Consider the following 13915-nt stretch of genomic DNA (forward strand, 5'->3'; position numbering starts at 1 on the left):
AAAGCACTTGAGTCTTAACCTCGAGTGCTTTTTTAAATCCATAAATATATGAGCAGGCCGACGGATACGCCAAAAATCGCATGGCTCACGGTCCAGTTCACCCATGCAGCAACGTCTTTATGGCTCGGCGGTGTCGGTGTCAGCATACTCAGGAAAAATAAAACCCCGCCGCCGGCAGAATAGACGAGCACATACGGCCAGATGGCCTTTTCAAAGCCAAGTGGCACAAGCAGATAAAACAGCACAACCGCACTGACGATGCACGTCATATAATGAAATATAAGACCGGTAATGTTTTTATCCGCCCAGCGCTTAAGTATCGGAATGTAATCCATGTTATAAAGCAGAATCTCACCTTCATTCCCTGTCACCATACGTACAATCTTCATCACGAGTCCTAAAATAAACCCTGATATCGCACCGATGATCACAAGCATCAAAAACGTAGCCATCACATCACTCCCAGATCAGTATTGTCACTTTTAATTCTCTACCCTCCATAAACACGGTAAAAACGCATGATGATGCCATATATGTATTTCATCATACGATATGGTCAATCTTTATCACCTTCGATGATTAGAAATACATACAAACTGGGTATATAACACTAATCATGAATGGAGGATGATGACCATGGCTAAAAAAGAGAAGCAGTTATTGAAAAAAGCTTGGCAGGAAACGAAGTCTCTTAATGACGGTGAAGTATTTTTAGTGAAAGACTTATTTAAAGGCTATAAATGGAACAGACTGCCGACAGAGGAAAGAACGGCGCTTGGCAGATTGTTCCTGGAAAAAGCAAACAGCAAGAAGTCTGTCGAAGTCATCGATAAATCGTCATCAAATCAGCAACAATATAAGAAAATAGGTTAGAATGTATAAAGGGGTGGCGACACTCCTTTTTTACTTGCAGGAAAGTTGGGATGGAATGAAATTCATCGGTATCGATCTCGCATGGACTTATAAAAATGAAACGGGTCTCTGTGTACTGGATGCATCCGGCCGGGTGGAATACCTGGATTCAAAAGTCTATTCGAATAAAGAGATAATGGACGTTATAAAACAGCATCACACCGAAAATATGGCCATCGCCATTGATGCACCGCTCATCGTGCCGAATGAAGGCGGTTCGCGCGGGGCAGAAGGTGAAATGATGCGTGCGGTAATCAACGGCCACCGTCTGAGAGCCTTCAACTCAAACCGGAATTACTTCACAAAAGTATTCGGTGAAATACGCGGGGAAACATTGAGGCAGACGATTCAGAGTGAAATCCCCAATATACAGATCGGATTCGATAGAGTAGAATCGAGCATTATAGAAACATTTCCGACTGGCATCGTCAGCGGGCTGTTTTCTGATATTGCCCCGATTAAATATAAAATAAAACCAAAAACTAAATTTGATGAAACAAAATCAGAGATGGAGCGCCTTATCAACAGATTTGATAAACTTGAAAATGAAGATAAGTGCATCTCCGGACTGATATCGAAAATCAATGATGAAGTGGAGACGAAAAAAGCACATAAACATCTGGAAGATAAGGTTGACGCGTTTCTGTGTGCATTCGGAGTGTATTCAATCTATGAAGGACTCGCTTCAGAAACGATGTTCGGCACGATCGATAAGGGCTTTATTGTCATACCGGTCTTTCAGAACGGGTAGATTTGCACAGAGAATTGTATAGATTCCGAATAGTCATGAGTTTGTCATGTATGTGAAAAAAGAAACATGTTAAACTGGAAATATAAATTGATAAAATATTAAAAATAAACATTGGAAGTTTTCATGAAATGGAGGTTTTTCTTATGGAGGAACAGCAAACGGGCCGTAAAGGGAATCTGATCATTCTCGGTATCGTTCTATCCATCATCACTTATTGGCTTTTCGCCCAGGCATTTTTAAATATCGGGCCGCATGTACAAGAAACATACGCGGGGGCGAGTGCCGGAATCATTAACTTATCGATCAGTCTGACGTCACTGATTACCGGAATTTTCATGGTGGCAGCGGGTAATTTCTCCGACAAGCTGGGGAAAGTTAAAATCACGTATGCCGGTATCATTTTAAGTATTATTGGTTCATTAATGATTATCATTACCGCAAATCCGGCGATTCTGATCATTGGTCGTATTGTGCAGGGTTTCTCAGCGGCGATGCTGATGCCTGCGACCATTTCAATCATCAACACTTTATTTACAGGTGACAAGAGAAGAAGTGCACTCAGCTACTGGTCAATCGGTGCGTTCGGGGGTACAGGTTTTGCCTCGTTATTTGCCGGAACAGTCGCAACATTTATAAACTGGCAGTGGATATTCATCATTTCCATCGCACTTTCTGTGCTTGCACTGTTTTTACTTAAAGACTTGAAAGAAATCCGTTCGGAAAAAGTGATAGACAGTGGCCGTTTCGACTATGTCGGACTGCTCATCTTCATCGTTGTCATGAGCGGACTCAGCATTTATATTACTCAGGGTGAAGCACTCGGATGGTTCAGTCCGGTATCAATTGCAATCATTGTCATTACAATCGTTTCGGGTGTCGCATTCTATATTGTTGAAAACCGTATGAAACAACCGTTCATCGACTTTTCCATATTTTCCAATAAGGCTTATATCGGAACGGTCATCGCGAACTTCCTGATGAATACGACAGTCGGTTCCATTGCCCTGTTCAATATCTATACACAGTCAGAGCTTGCTCTGACACCGTTTGAAGCAGGTCTTATCACATTGCCGTATGTCGTGCTGATTCTGTTTACAATACGGGTCGGTGAGAAAAGTATTAAAAAGTACGGCACCAAAATGGCAATTGTCGTTTCACCGATCATACTTGCAGTGGGGGTTGTCCTATTGTCACTGACATTCCTCGGCGACACAGCATATATCATCAGCTGTCTGATCGGATTCTCACTATTCGGTATCGGTATCGGTTTATTCGCAACACCGGCGCTCGATACTGCAGTATCGACAACACCGCCTGAAAAAGTCGGCGTGGCATCTGCGATATTCAAGATGGCATCGACACTCGGTGCGGCATTCGGTCTTGCGATCATCATTTCGCTGTACACAGCACTGGATGGCCCGATGTCAATCGGCGGGTCGGCAATGGTTGCGTTCGGCCTGAACGTCATCGCCATCATCGTTGCATTTCTGTGTGCGAAGTTCGTCATACCGGACCGTGCGATGGAGTAAAATCTTATATTCAAATCCTTCCTTTACGGGAAGGATTTTTTATTGTGAAGCTAAAGCCCCCATGCTATACTACCTATCGGTAGGTAGCTGAATAGAAAGAGGAAAAATTTATGACACAGGAAATATCCATATTTCAAAATAAAACATTCATGATGCTGCTCATGGCCGGCATCTTTGCGGTGACAGGCTTCAGCATGTTCCTAACGACGACGTCATGGTATATCATCCGCACACTCAACATGCCGGATATGCTCGGGCTCGTGCTGATCGTCATCACTGTGCCGAGGCTCATAATGATGATATACGGCGGGGTGCTCGCAGATAATTATAAAAAGTCGACCATCATGTTCGGCACGAACATTGCCCAGGCGCTGCTGCTAGGACTCATTACGATATTCATCTTCACAGATATTATGACACTCGGCTGGTTCATGTTATTCGGCGGTCTGTTCGGCATGCTGGATGCATTTTTCGGACCGGCGAGTACATCGATGATTCCGAAAGTTGTGGAGCGTGCGCAGCTGCAGAAAGCGAACTCATATTTCCAAGGTGTGGACCAGATTTCATTCCTTGTCGGCCCGGTGCTTGCCGGGATCATCATGGAATTCGGGTCAGTGTCGATGAGCTTTTTTGTCGGATTCATGCTGGTCATCTTATCGGCGATATTCGTATTCCCGCCGCTGATCAAAGAAGGACCGGTTGAAAATACCGTTAAACAGACACCGCTGCAAAACTTCAGCGAAGGTTTCAATTACGTCAGGAAATCCAACTTCCTGATCATCGGCATCATCGTGCTGGTAACATTGAACTTCTTCGTATTCGGCACGCTGCATATTGCGGTACCGTTCTTAACAGACTTATACGGCGGCACACCGATCAACTTGAGTATTATGGAAATGAGTCTGAGCCTCGGCATGCTGATCGGGACGGTCGTCCTCGGCAGCTATTACATCAGGCGGAAAGGCCGGACGGCACTTTACGGCCTGATCATCACACTCGTCATCTACATCGTGTTCAGTTTTGTAGAAAGCCTGACGCTGCTGCCGGTACTGTTATTTTTAATCGGTCTTGCGATGGCATTCGTCTTCATCCCGTTCTTCACCGCTACACAGGAAATAACAGAAAACAGGATGATGGGCCGGGTCATGAGCCTGATTTTCCTTGCGATGAACGGCTTCGATCCGATTGCCTATGCGATTGTCGGCAGCATGACCTCAGCCGGCATTTCAATCCAGCTCATCCTGCTCGGTTTTGGAACGATCGGAATGATCATTGCACTGGTTGTTTTATTTAAAGCAAAAGGATTCCAGAGACTTGAAACATAAGGAGGGAATAGATTGAGTACTAAAGATAAAATTTTAAGCGTCAGCAAAGCGCATTTCGCATCCAAAGGCTATGAAGGCACGTCGATGTCAATAATCGCGGAGGGCGTCGGTATCAGAAAACCCTCGCTATACTCCCACTACAGCAGTAAGGCGGATATATTCAAAGATGTCCTGACACTCGACTTCGAAACGCATCTTTTATTTGTCAAAGAGATTTTAAGCAATAAAAACCGGTCTGCCGTTGAAAATTTATATACACTGTTCATGGAACATCTGCCGGGTGATGAAAAGATGGTGATGGACAATGAATTTTATTACCGGTTCTTCAAATATCCGCCGGTGGATATAGAAGAGTATACAATCGGCCGTTACAGGGAAGCAGATCAGAAAATATTTGAAATGTTTGATGCCGTGGTTAAAGAAGGTAAGGAACAGGGGGACATTGATTCAACGCTGTCCAGCCGTCAGATTTACGAATTGTACTTTATGATGGTAGACGGAATTGATACGATGAGTATGCTGTACAATTTTGAAGCGGCCAAAAAAAGCAGTGAAAATGTGTGGCAGGTTTTTTATCGAGGAATAAAAGCCTGAATCAGTTATAATGGAATCAACACGGCATTAGGGAGGAACAAGATGAATTCGATTACGTTAATGGATGCATATGCGATAGAGAATTTGAGGAGTTACGGCTACAGTAACAATCAGATTCTGTCGAAAGTGCAGGAGAAAGATATTGAAGAATTTAAGAAAGTGAAAGAAAACCTGGACTTTAGTCTCCTGATTGATATGGATGAGTCCATCGGTCTTGAGACGTTGCTTGAAGACGGCTACAAGGTCAAATTCCTGACGTTCAACGGACTGAAGAACCTGATTAAATTGAAATTCGGCAAGATTGCCGATGAAGATTATCAGGTGGATGAATTTAAATTGTCCGGTCTGAAGCTTGATGAAAGTCAGGCACTGGATCTCGGCAATGCATTATCATCGAACTGGCAGATGATTGAAGAACAAGGCGGTTATAAAGTACAGCCGGTAAAATAATTCATTTCAAGGAGGATTTATTTCATGAAAGCAGTATATCATCAAGGTGAACAGAGTTTAAAAGGCGTGAAATATGGCGAGGTTGAAATTGACGAATTAAAAGATACGGATGTAAAAGTGAAATTGAAGACGGCAGGTCTGAATCACAGGGATTTATTCATACCGGCACGTCACGATGAAAATGATCCGGCACTTGTGCTCGGTTCAGACGCTGCAGGTATTGTCGAAGAAGTCGGCAGCGGTGTCAGCAATGTCAAAGTCGGCGACGAAGTGATCATCAACCCTTCACTCGGATGGAAGGAAAATGATGTGGCACCGCCGGAAGGTTTTGAGATTGTCGGATTCCCGTTCAACGGCACTTTTTCAGAGTATATCGTACTGCCTGGAGAAAACGTGCTGCCGAAACCGGGACACCTGAACTGGGAAGAAGCAGGTGTTCTCGCATTGTCCGCAATGACAGCGTACAGGGCTTTATTTACAAGAGCGAAAGTTGAAAAGGGCATGTCCGTACTGATTCCGGGTGCAACCGGCGGCGCCGGCACATTCCTGCTGCAGTTCGCAAAAGCTGCAGGCGCAGAAGTTATTGTGACTTCACGTTCTGAAGAAAAACGCCAGGCGGCCCTGGACCTCGGCGCGGATATAGCAATCGACAGCGAAACGGACTGGAACGAAGCACTGGACGGCAAGAAAGTTGACGTTGTGATCGAGAGTGTCGGTGCGGTGACGTTCAACAAGTCCGTCGATCAGCTGAAGCGCGGCGGAACACTCGTTGCATTCGGTGCTTCTGCCGGTGACACGGTGGACTTCAACCTCCGTAAATTCTTCTACGGCCAGTACAATCTTTTGGGATCGACGATGGCGAGCACAGAAGAACTGGAAGAAATGCTCGCATTCATCGAGAAGCATGATATCAAGCCGGTCATGGATCAGAGCTATCCGCTGGACGAGTTCGAAGCAGCATTCGAAAGACTCGACAAAGCGGGCATGATGGGTAAAATCGTCTTTACGATATAGACTTGATTTGGAACAGGAGTCGGCGTCCCTTAGAGGGGGATGAGGACTCCTGTTTTTTTGTGTGTTGGGCTGATTAGTTAGAGTAAAAAACAGGTGCATCTAAACGTTTCCAATCACTTTCCGTTTAGTTAGCATGAAAAATCATCCGATCTAAACGGCAGCCTGCTCACCTGAGACAAAAAATTATCCCGAGTGAGCAGATCTCAATAAAAACTGCTCACTCAGCCTGAAAATCGAAGCCAAATGAGCAGCGTTATATCATTTCTCACGGATTTCCATTGAATATTTCAAGTGAGAGATAATCAGAATGACCGCAATCAGAATGATCGAGAATATTTGTGATTCTCCGGTAATGATGGAGTAGAAAATCAAAATCACAATCCCGAGAAATAATCCGGTCTGAAGGAAATTATACGTTTTATACAACCCGTTCAACATAATGTGGCGCTCACCTTCGTCACTTGCTGCCATCAGTTTTTCAGCATACTTTTTATCGCCGGGCTTGGGCAGATCTCTGTCTGGATATAAACTGCTGACCATACCTGTCTGAACGACTGTCAGATAGAGAACGACAAGATATGTGACAGCCGAGATCAGTATCCATGCAAAATGAAATTCGATAATCATAAATATTGAAAGAGCAATGATAGACAGCATCGTTGCCATCGTATTGACGACCTGCAGATCATTGTACTTGTTGTAACGGTAAATATCATAGGCATCCATGTCCATATATTTCGTATAGTCACTTGCGACCGTTTTGAGCTGTCTGTAAAGATATACGCTGACAATTGCCAGGATGATTGAAGCGGCGAGCGTTACGAGCCCGATCCAGTAGTAGATACCATCCATGTTCATATCACTGGTGCTTGTCGCGATAATACTGAGCACGAGCCACGCAATTGCCCCGAGAAATAAATACATCAGTGTTCTTAATGTACGTTTCATCCTATAATTCCTCCTCTTCGAAAATAAAAATCTCCTCTATCGGTTCATCGAAAATTTTCGCCAGACGTTTTGCAATCAGCAGTGAAGGGATATAATCCTCACGCTCGATCAGGCTGATCGTCTGTCTGGAAACTTTCGCAAGTTTGGCAAGTTCCGTCTGATTGAGCCGGTCTCTTGCGCGGAGTTCACGTAATCTAGTTCTCATAATAATCATCCTCTTCAGGTTCGATTTTCTTCATTCCAAGAATGACAGCCACTATGGCGCCGACCCAGAGCATCGGTGCATCTGAAAAAAAGGGATAAGGAGCATCGCAGCAGCCATAATCAAAAATGTATAATCTATATGATAATTACCGAATTTCATTTTCAATCCCTCCGATTGATTAAAGTGTAACAGAAAGTTTACTTAATGACAAATTTAATTGTCAAAATGACAAATATAATATAAGGATGTATGTATTTAATTGACAGCTCTATATTGACGGAACTATCAGAAAATGGTTTAATTATCTTGAAATCGCTTTCTTGAAGACACGGAAAAGTTGCTGTAAATGGGGTGCGTTAAGAAGGTTTATATTACTTTCCAAAGAGAGGTGTACTATGACAAAAAAGAAAGGTTTTGTTGCAAAGGCTCTCGATATCATAGAACGTGTCGGTAATAAACTGCCGGACCCATTCGTTCTATTCGTCTTACTCGCGATTTTTATGATTATACTGTCATACATATTCAGTGTGGCAGGGGCATCTGTCATCCATCCTGGTACAGGTGAGGAGCTTCCAATTCAAAATCTGTTGTCCGGAGCCGGATTGCAGTTTATTCTCACTTCCATGCTGGATAACTTTACAGGGTTTGCACCGCTTGGATTAGTTCTTGCGATGATGCTCGGTATCGGGCTTGCAGAGAAAGTCGGTTTACTGGATTATGCCATCCGTAAAACGATACTGAAATCACCGCCGGCACTGCTGACATATACATTGGTATTTGTCGGTATCATGGGTAACGTTGCTTCCGACGCAGCGATGGTCATCATCCCGCCGCTTGGAGCTTTAGTATTCTATAAAGTTGGAAGGCATCCGCTTGCGGGTCTTGCAGCGGGTTATGCCGGTGCCGGCGCAGGCTTCACAGCGAACCTGTTCGTCGCAGGTACTGACGCACTTTTATCAGGTATATCTACAGAAGCGGCTGCGATTGTTGATGAAGCCATGGTCGTGACACCGGTGGATAACTGGTACTTTAATATTGTGTCCGTATTCGTGCTGACAATTGTCGGCGGAATGCTAACCTCAAAACTTGTTGAACCGAGACTTGGTAAATATAAAGGGGACGAAGTCGAGGAAGAAAGTACGGAAGAACTGCCGAACGCGAAGAAAGCATTCTTTGCTGCAGCTGGTGCCGGTCTCCTTTACTGGATTATTATAATTGGTGTTATCATCATGCCTGACAGCCCGTTGAGGGGTGAGGGCGGCACTATTGTGCCATCACCGTTCCTTGACGGTATTGTCCCACTGATACTATTCTTCTTTATCATCATCGGTGTGACATTCGGTATTGTTACCGGCAAGATAAAGTCAGGTAAAGATGTTACGGATTACATGACAGACTCCATCAAAGACATGGCGGGATATATTGTTCTGGTATTTGCGATTGCCCAGTTTATCGCTTACTTTACATGGTCCAATCTGGGCACATGGATTGCTGTAAATGGGGCGGAGTTCCTTCAGGATATAAACTTTACGGGGTTTGGCCTGGTCGTCGGTTACGTACTGCTGACATCACTGCTGAACTTCCTGATCACCTCAGGTTCTGCCAAATGGGCGATTGAGGCACCGATATTTGTGCCGATGTTCATGCAGCTGGGATATCATCCGGGATTCACACAAGTCGCCTACCGTATCGGGGACTCGTCAGTAAATATCATCACACCGCTTTTCCCGTACATGGTCATCGTTCTCGCATTCATGAGACGTTATGATAAAAATGCCAGCATCGGTACGTATATTTCATTGATGCTGCCATATTCCATCGCATTTCTAATTACATGGATCATCCTGCTTGCGATATTCTACTTCACAGGACTGCCTTACGGTCCGGGTGTCGGAACTTATCTTGAAAGCGGACAGTAATTTATATACTTAAAAGCTGGGAATAATTCTCCCGGCTTTTATTTTAGTGAATCAATGTAACTGTAAAATTAAACTGGACACATGAAAGGAGATGCAGCATGTTCACACATAAAGTGATTCAAACAGACAGAGGGCAATTTGAAATATTCATCCGCGGTAAAGGGGAGCCGTTGGCTTATACTCATCTGTACAGTGAGTTCAATGAAAATGGAGATATCATGTCTCAAAACCTGAGCGAGCATTATAAGGTTATTATCATTAATTTGAGAGGTGCAGGTAAAACGGATGATCAGATTGACGAGTACTCCTACAGCATGGACGACGCCATCCATGACCTGGAAGCGGTGCGGGATGCATTGAATATTGATAAGTGGGGTTTTTCCGGACATTCTACCGGTGGGTTTCTGGCACTGAAATATTCCGTGATGTTTCCGGAAAGGCTGACGAAAATTATTGCAGGCGGGCTTTGTGCATCAGGAGATTATATGTATCATCCGGACAGCATTTATTGTACAAATAATCCGAACAATAAAAGGATGATGGAAATATTTGAAGAGATGAGACAGCCGGGTACAACGCGTGAACAAAGGATAGAGCTCTCAAAAGAATGGTTAATGATGTCGCTTTACAGAGAAGAGGCGTATTATGAAATGCTTAACCGGAAGATGAGCGGACGCACACTGGTACATAAGATAGATTATTTTACAGCAGAATTGCGAGATTATGATGTCAGGGAACAATTGAAAACGTCGTCTGTCAGAGCGTTTATTTACTGTGGCCGCCATGATGCACAGTGTCCCCACCTTTTCAGCGAAGAAGCGGCTGAATTAATGCCGAATGGTACTTTAGAAACTTTTGAATACAGCAACCATAGTCCGGATATTGAAGAAGAAGAAAAGTTTAAGGGATTTATTGCAGGAACAGTTTAAAAAGAAAGAATGATTACGAAAGAGGGAAGGATGATTATGAAAGCATTGCTGGTGATCGATGTACAGAACGGGTTTTTAGAGAGTAATAATAAGCTGGTGGATAATATAAGTAAGCTTGCTGAACACTTCAGATGCAATAACGATAAAGTGATCACACTAAAACATATTGATGAGGCCGCAGGGAGTCCGGTAGAAAACGGGACGCCGGGTGCGGAAATACCCGATAAGATTCTGGAGCATACAGATGAGCTTCTGGAAAAACGTTATCCGATTTCATTCAAAAATACTGACCTGGACAAAATTTTGAAAGCGTCAGGAATCGATGAAGTCTATATTACCGGCTTCAACATGGAGTTCTGCATTTTATTCACATCGATTGCTGCAGCAGACAGGGGGTATAAAGTCACAGTCATTGAAGATTTGTGCAGTACAGTTAACACCGGAGACACTTATGAAATGACTAGGCTGGATATCGTGGATTTTGTGGGAACGGTCATCGACTGGTCCGGAGTCGTAGAAAATAAGTATTTGGAAGAAACAGAGTTCAAAATATAACTTGTTTAAAATTTTTATGGACATAACGAAACCGGAAAACCCTTATCGGGATTTTCCGGTTTTCATTTTGTTGTTATAATTTTTTTACTGCTTCATCGATGTCATCGTCTCCGCCAGTGGCGTCGAATGATTTACCGATTGTATTGTCGTGGTCCAGGGAGGCGACGATGATATTCGCAACATCTTCGCGCGGGATTTCAAGTTTCTTCCCATCTTGTTCCACATTTTTGGCGATTTCAGCTTTTCCTGTGCCTGCTTCATTTAAGAGCAATGTCGGACGGATGACTGTATAATCGAGTCCTGAATTTTGAAGCCACACATCTGCATAGTGTTTTGCTGCGAAGTAATAGCCGCCAATGGAGATTTCCTCATTATTGTACGACCAGTATTCACGCTTGTCTGCATTGACTGCGCTGACAATGACGTAACGTTTGATGCCTGCTTTTTTGGCCGCTTCAATGGATTTCACCGCGCCGTCAAAATCAATCATCATCGTTTTATCCGCACCGGTCTCACCGCCGGAGCCAGCTGAGAATACGACAGCTTCAACGTTTTCCATCGCTTTCTCCATGTCTTCGATAGATCCTTCCAAGTCGATGAAAGTGGAGTTGATCCCTTTATTTTCAAAAGCCTGTTTCTGTTCTTCTTTACGGACGCCTGCAACAACTTCATGCGCGTCGTGATTCTGTAGTTTGTCGACGACAATCTGACCAATCTGTCCGTTTGCGCCAATGACTAGAACATTCATCATACCGCTCCTTATCGTGTTTTTTTATCATTCACATAGTATGTTAAAGACATGAAACCGTAACTTCAACTTATTAGCATAATGCGTGAAATATATGGGAAATGAGTTTAATTCATCAGGGCAAAGGGTATTTATTATAAATGTAAGGTCATTTAAACATTAAAATTACCGAATAATATAAATCAGGAGATGAATATAAATGGGTAACTCAAACTTGAACAATCCACGCGAGATGTATCATACGGGTAAATTCCCGGATCAGGCGCAGGATACACCGGCGCTTCAGAGCAAGATGGATCCGGTGCCGGATTGTGGAGAAGAATCCTATAAAGGTCATAACCGTCTGGAAGGGCGTAATGCCTTAATCACTGGCGGCGATTCAGGTATCGGCCGTGCGGCGGCAATCGCCTATGCACGTGAAGGTGCGAATGTGGCCGTTCATTTCCTTCCAGGCGAAGAGGAAGACGCCAATGAAGTAAAAGAACTGATTGAAAAAGAAGGCAGAAAAGCATTGCTGCTGCCATATGACTTACGTGAAGATAAAGCAGCGAGTGAGATTGTAGATAAAACGGTCGAAGAATTCGGTGCACTCGATATTCTTGTGCTGAATGCGGCACAGCAGATTGCGCAGACCGAACTTAAAGATATCTCTATAAAGCAAGTGGAGGATACGTTTAAAGTGAACATCATCAGCATGTTCGAAACGGTCAAAGCTGCAGAGAAACATCTGGACCCGGGCAGTGCGATTGTGATGACATCATCAGTCAACAACTTCGATCCGAGTCCGGCGATGATGGACTATGCGGCGACAAATGGCGCTGTCGGTAACCTGACAGTATCACTGTCCAAATACTTTTCCGAAAAAGGCGTCCGTGTAAACGGCGTGGCACCGGGACCAATTTGGACGCCGCTTCAGATGGATAACGGGCAGCCGGAAGGTAAAATTCCTGAATTCGGCCAGGCAACGCCGCTCGGACGCGCAGGTCAGCCTGCGGAACTCGCGCCGACGTACGTGTTGCTTGCTTCAGACGAAGGCAGCTATATTACCGGACAAATATTCGGAATTACAGGCGGTATGCCGACAGATCTATAAAAGTAATGAAAAAGCACCTCAATATTGAGGTGCTTTTTTCGTACATATAGAGTTAACGGATGTTCGTTTTGTGATCGAAGCTCCGTTGGAGCGCTATCGGCGCTTCGAAATGAAATCGAAGCTCTGTTGGAGCGCTATCGGATGTTCGTTTTGTGATCGAAGCTCTGTTGGAGAGTTATCGGCGCTTCGAAATGTGATCGAAGCTCTGTTGGAGCGCTATCGGATGTTCGTTTGATTGTGCCCATATAATTGTGTAATAAAGAAAAAATGAGTCAAATCATCCTCTGTAGTACAATGTTAGTTACCACACCACACATTGATAGGAGAGATATGAAATGACTCAATTAAATTTTAACTTAGATATGGACCAATTAACAGAAGAGATTCTTGGCAGTGATTTAAATTCAGTGACCAAAGGCTTGGCCGTCGCGGTATTTAATGCGTATATGGAAGCCGAGCGGGATGAATTTGTACAGGCCAAGAATCGTGAACGCAGTGAAGATCGTCAGGATATGCGCAATGGTTATTATCAAAGAGACTATAAGCTGCCGGTCGGCCGAATCACTTTGAAAGTGCCGCGCACGCGTTCCGGCGAGTTTTCGACGGAACTGTTTGAACGCTATCAACGCATGGACCAGTCATTGGTCCTGACTTTGATGGAGTCTGTCATCAGCGGTGTTTCGACCCGTAAAGTGACGAAAATCGTGGAAACTTTATGTGGGGAATCAGTGTCCAAATCATTTGTTTCCAGCGTGATGGACCGACTGGATCCGGAAATCGAGGCATTTCAGAATCGTGCCTTACACGCGCAGGATTACGAGTTTCTGTACGTCGATGCCATGTACATCAAAGTCCGTGAAAACCATCGTATCGTGTCAAAGGCGGTGTATATTGCCCAGGCTGTGACCACTGAACATTATCGTGAAATCGTCGGCTTCATGAT

The 13915-nt window shown here is 44.1% G+C and carries 16 protein-coding genes; 12 read left to right on the forward strand and 4 right to left on the reverse strand.

Annotated elements, in window-relative coordinates:
* Nucleotides 1–32: 32 nt before the first annotated feature.
* Complete coding sequence (locus BO48_RS10740) at nt 33–452, reverse strand: hypothetical protein (RefSeq protein ID WP_496367465.1); 420 nt, start codon at nt 450–452, stop codon at nt 33–35.
* A gap of 184 nt (nt 453–636) precedes the next feature.
* Here BO48_RS10740 and BO48_RS10745 point away from each other — a divergent pair, with 184 nt between their 5' ends.
* From BO48_RS10745 to BO48_RS10775, 7 genes are all read left to right on the forward strand, one after another.
* Nucleotides 637–873, forward strand: coding sequence for a single-stranded DNA-binding protein (locus BO48_RS10745; protein ID WP_496367466.1), 237 nt, complete (start codon nt 637–639; stop codon nt 871–873).
* A 55-nt stretch (nt 874–928) separates the two neighbouring features.
* Nucleotides 929–1663, forward strand: a complete 735-nt coding sequence (locus BO48_RS10750) for a DUF429 domain-containing protein (RefSeq protein WP_496367467.1) — start codon at nt 929–931, stop codon at nt 1661–1663.
* Between the two features lie 143 nt (nt 1664–1806).
* The gene (locus BO48_RS10755) at nt 1807–3192 is read left to right on the forward strand and encodes an MFS transporter (RefSeq protein ID WP_496367468.1); all 1386 of its coding nucleotides are present in this window, start codon (nt 1807–1809) and stop codon (nt 3190–3192) included.
* A 110-nt stretch (nt 3193–3302) separates the two neighbouring features.
* Nucleotides 3303–4517: an MFS transporter gene (locus BO48_RS10760; RefSeq protein WP_496367469.1), complete on the forward strand. Its 1215-nt coding sequence runs from the start codon at nt 3303–3305 to the stop codon at nt 4515–4517.
* Between the two features lie 12 nt (nt 4518–4529).
* Entirely contained in the window at nt 4530–5111 is a 582-nt protein-coding gene (locus tag BO48_RS10765) for a TetR/AcrR family transcriptional regulator (protein WP_496367470.1), read from the forward strand.
* Between the two features lie 42 nt (nt 5112–5153).
* Entirely contained in the window at nt 5154–5561 is a 408-nt protein-coding gene (locus tag BO48_RS10770; RefSeq protein ID WP_496367471.1) for a hypothetical protein, read from the forward strand.
* Between the two features lie 24 nt (nt 5562–5585).
* Nucleotides 5586–6575, forward strand: a complete 990-nt coding sequence (locus BO48_RS10775; protein ID WP_496367472.1) for a zinc-binding dehydrogenase — start codon at nt 5586–5588, stop codon at nt 6573–6575.
* Nucleotides 6576–6833: 258 nt separating this feature from the next.
* Here BO48_RS10775 and BO48_RS10780 read toward each other — a convergent pair whose 3' ends face one another.
* Together BO48_RS10780 and BO48_RS10785 are read right to left on the reverse strand one after the other, a co-directional pair.
* Nucleotides 6834–7523 (reverse strand): DUF3169 family protein, encoded by a 690-nt coding sequence (locus BO48_RS10780; RefSeq protein WP_496367473.1) that lies wholly within the window; start codon nt 7521–7523, stop codon nt 6834–6836.
* A gap of 1 nt (nt 7524) precedes the next feature.
* A complete protein-coding gene (locus BO48_RS10785; protein WP_496367474.1) occupies nt 7525–7728 on the reverse strand; it encodes a helix-turn-helix transcriptional regulator in 204 nt (67 codons plus the stop codon).
* A gap of 395 nt (nt 7729–8123) precedes the next feature.
* Between BO48_RS10785 and BO48_RS10790 the strand changes: the two genes are divergently transcribed.
* From BO48_RS10790 to BO48_RS10800, 3 genes are all read left to right on the forward strand, one after another.
* Complete coding sequence (locus tag BO48_RS10790; RefSeq protein WP_496367475.1) at nt 8124–9647, forward strand: AbgT family transporter; 1524 nt, start codon at nt 8124–8126, stop codon at nt 9645–9647.
* Nucleotides 9648–9745: 98 nt separating this feature from the next.
* A complete protein-coding gene (locus BO48_RS10795) occupies nt 9746–10576 on the forward strand; it encodes an alpha/beta fold hydrolase (RefSeq protein WP_496367476.1) in 831 nt (276 codons plus the stop codon).
* 36 nt (nt 10577–10612) lie between these two features.
* Nucleotides 10613–11131, forward strand: coding sequence for an isochorismatase family protein (locus tag BO48_RS10800; protein WP_496367477.1), 519 nt, complete (start codon nt 10613–10615; stop codon nt 11129–11131).
* Nucleotides 11132–11204: 73 nt separating this feature from the next.
* On the opposite strand, the gene BO48_RS10805 is transcribed toward BO48_RS10800, so the two are convergent.
* The gene (locus BO48_RS10805) at nt 11205–11879 is read right to left on the reverse strand and encodes an SDR family oxidoreductase (protein WP_496367478.1); all 675 of its coding nucleotides are present in this window, start codon (nt 11877–11879) and stop codon (nt 11205–11207) included.
* Between the two features lie 199 nt (nt 11880–12078).
* On the opposite strand from BO48_RS10805, the gene BO48_RS10810 reads away from it, so the two are divergent.
* Nucleotides 12079–12972, forward strand: a complete 894-nt coding sequence (locus BO48_RS10810; protein ID WP_496367479.1) for an SDR family oxidoreductase — start codon at nt 12079–12081, stop codon at nt 12970–12972.
* A 335-nt stretch (nt 12973–13307) separates the two neighbouring features.
* Nucleotides 13308–13915 (forward strand): IS256 family transposase (locus BO48_RS10815; RefSeq protein WP_496367480.1); only part of this gene is annotated, 608 nt, incomplete at its 3' end.

This window comes from Lacicoccus kunmingensis DSM 17847 (assembly GCF_059568765.1).

Coding starts and splice junctions, on each gene's coding strand:
- BO48_RS10790 (WP_496367475.1), top strand. CDS start 8,124: ATGACAAAAAAGAAAGGTTTTGTTGCAAAGGCTCTCGATATCATAGAA.
- BO48_RS10755 (WP_496367468.1), top strand. CDS start 1,807: ATGGAGGAACAGCAAACGGGCCGTAAAGGGAATCTGATCATTCTCGGT.
- BO48_RS10745 (WP_496367466.1), top strand. CDS start 637: ATGGCTAAAAAAGAGAAGCAGTTATTGAAAAAAGCTTGGCAGGAAACG.
- BO48_RS10800 (WP_496367477.1), top strand. CDS start 10,613: ATGAAAGCATTGCTGGTGATCGATGTACAGAACGGGTTTTTAGAGAGT.
- BO48_RS10810 (WP_496367479.1), top strand. CDS start 12,079: ATGGGTAACTCAAACTTGAACAATCCACGCGAGATGTATCATACGGGT.
- BO48_RS10770 (WP_496367471.1), top strand. CDS start 5,154: ATGAATTCGATTACGTTAATGGATGCATATGCGATAGAGAATTTGAGG.
- BO48_RS10750 (WP_496367467.1), top strand. CDS start 929: ATGAAATTCATCGGTATCGATCTCGCATGGACTTATAAAAATGAAACG.
- BO48_RS10760 (WP_496367469.1), top strand. CDS start 3,303: ATGACACAGGAAATATCCATATTTCAAAATAAAACATTCATGATGCTG.
- BO48_RS10740 (WP_496367465.1), bottom strand. CDS start 452: ATGGCTACGTTTTTGATGCTTGTGATCATCGGTGCGATATCAGGGTTT.
- BO48_RS10780 (WP_496367473.1), bottom strand. CDS start 7,523: ATGAAACGTACATTAAGAACACTGATGTATTTATTTCTCGGGGCAATT.
- BO48_RS10805 (WP_496367478.1), bottom strand. CDS start 11,879: ATGAATGTTCTAGTCATTGGCGCAAACGGACAGATTGGTCAGATTGTC.
- BO48_RS10795 (WP_496367476.1), top strand. CDS start 9,746: ATGTTCACACATAAAGTGATTCAAACAGACAGAGGGCAATTTGAAATA.
- BO48_RS10775 (WP_496367472.1), top strand. CDS start 5,586: ATGAAAGCAGTATATCATCAAGGTGAACAGAGTTTAAAAGGCGTGAAA.
- BO48_RS10785 (WP_496367474.1), bottom strand. CDS start 7,728: ATGAGAACTAGATTACGTGAACTCCGCGCAAGAGACCGGCTCAATCAG.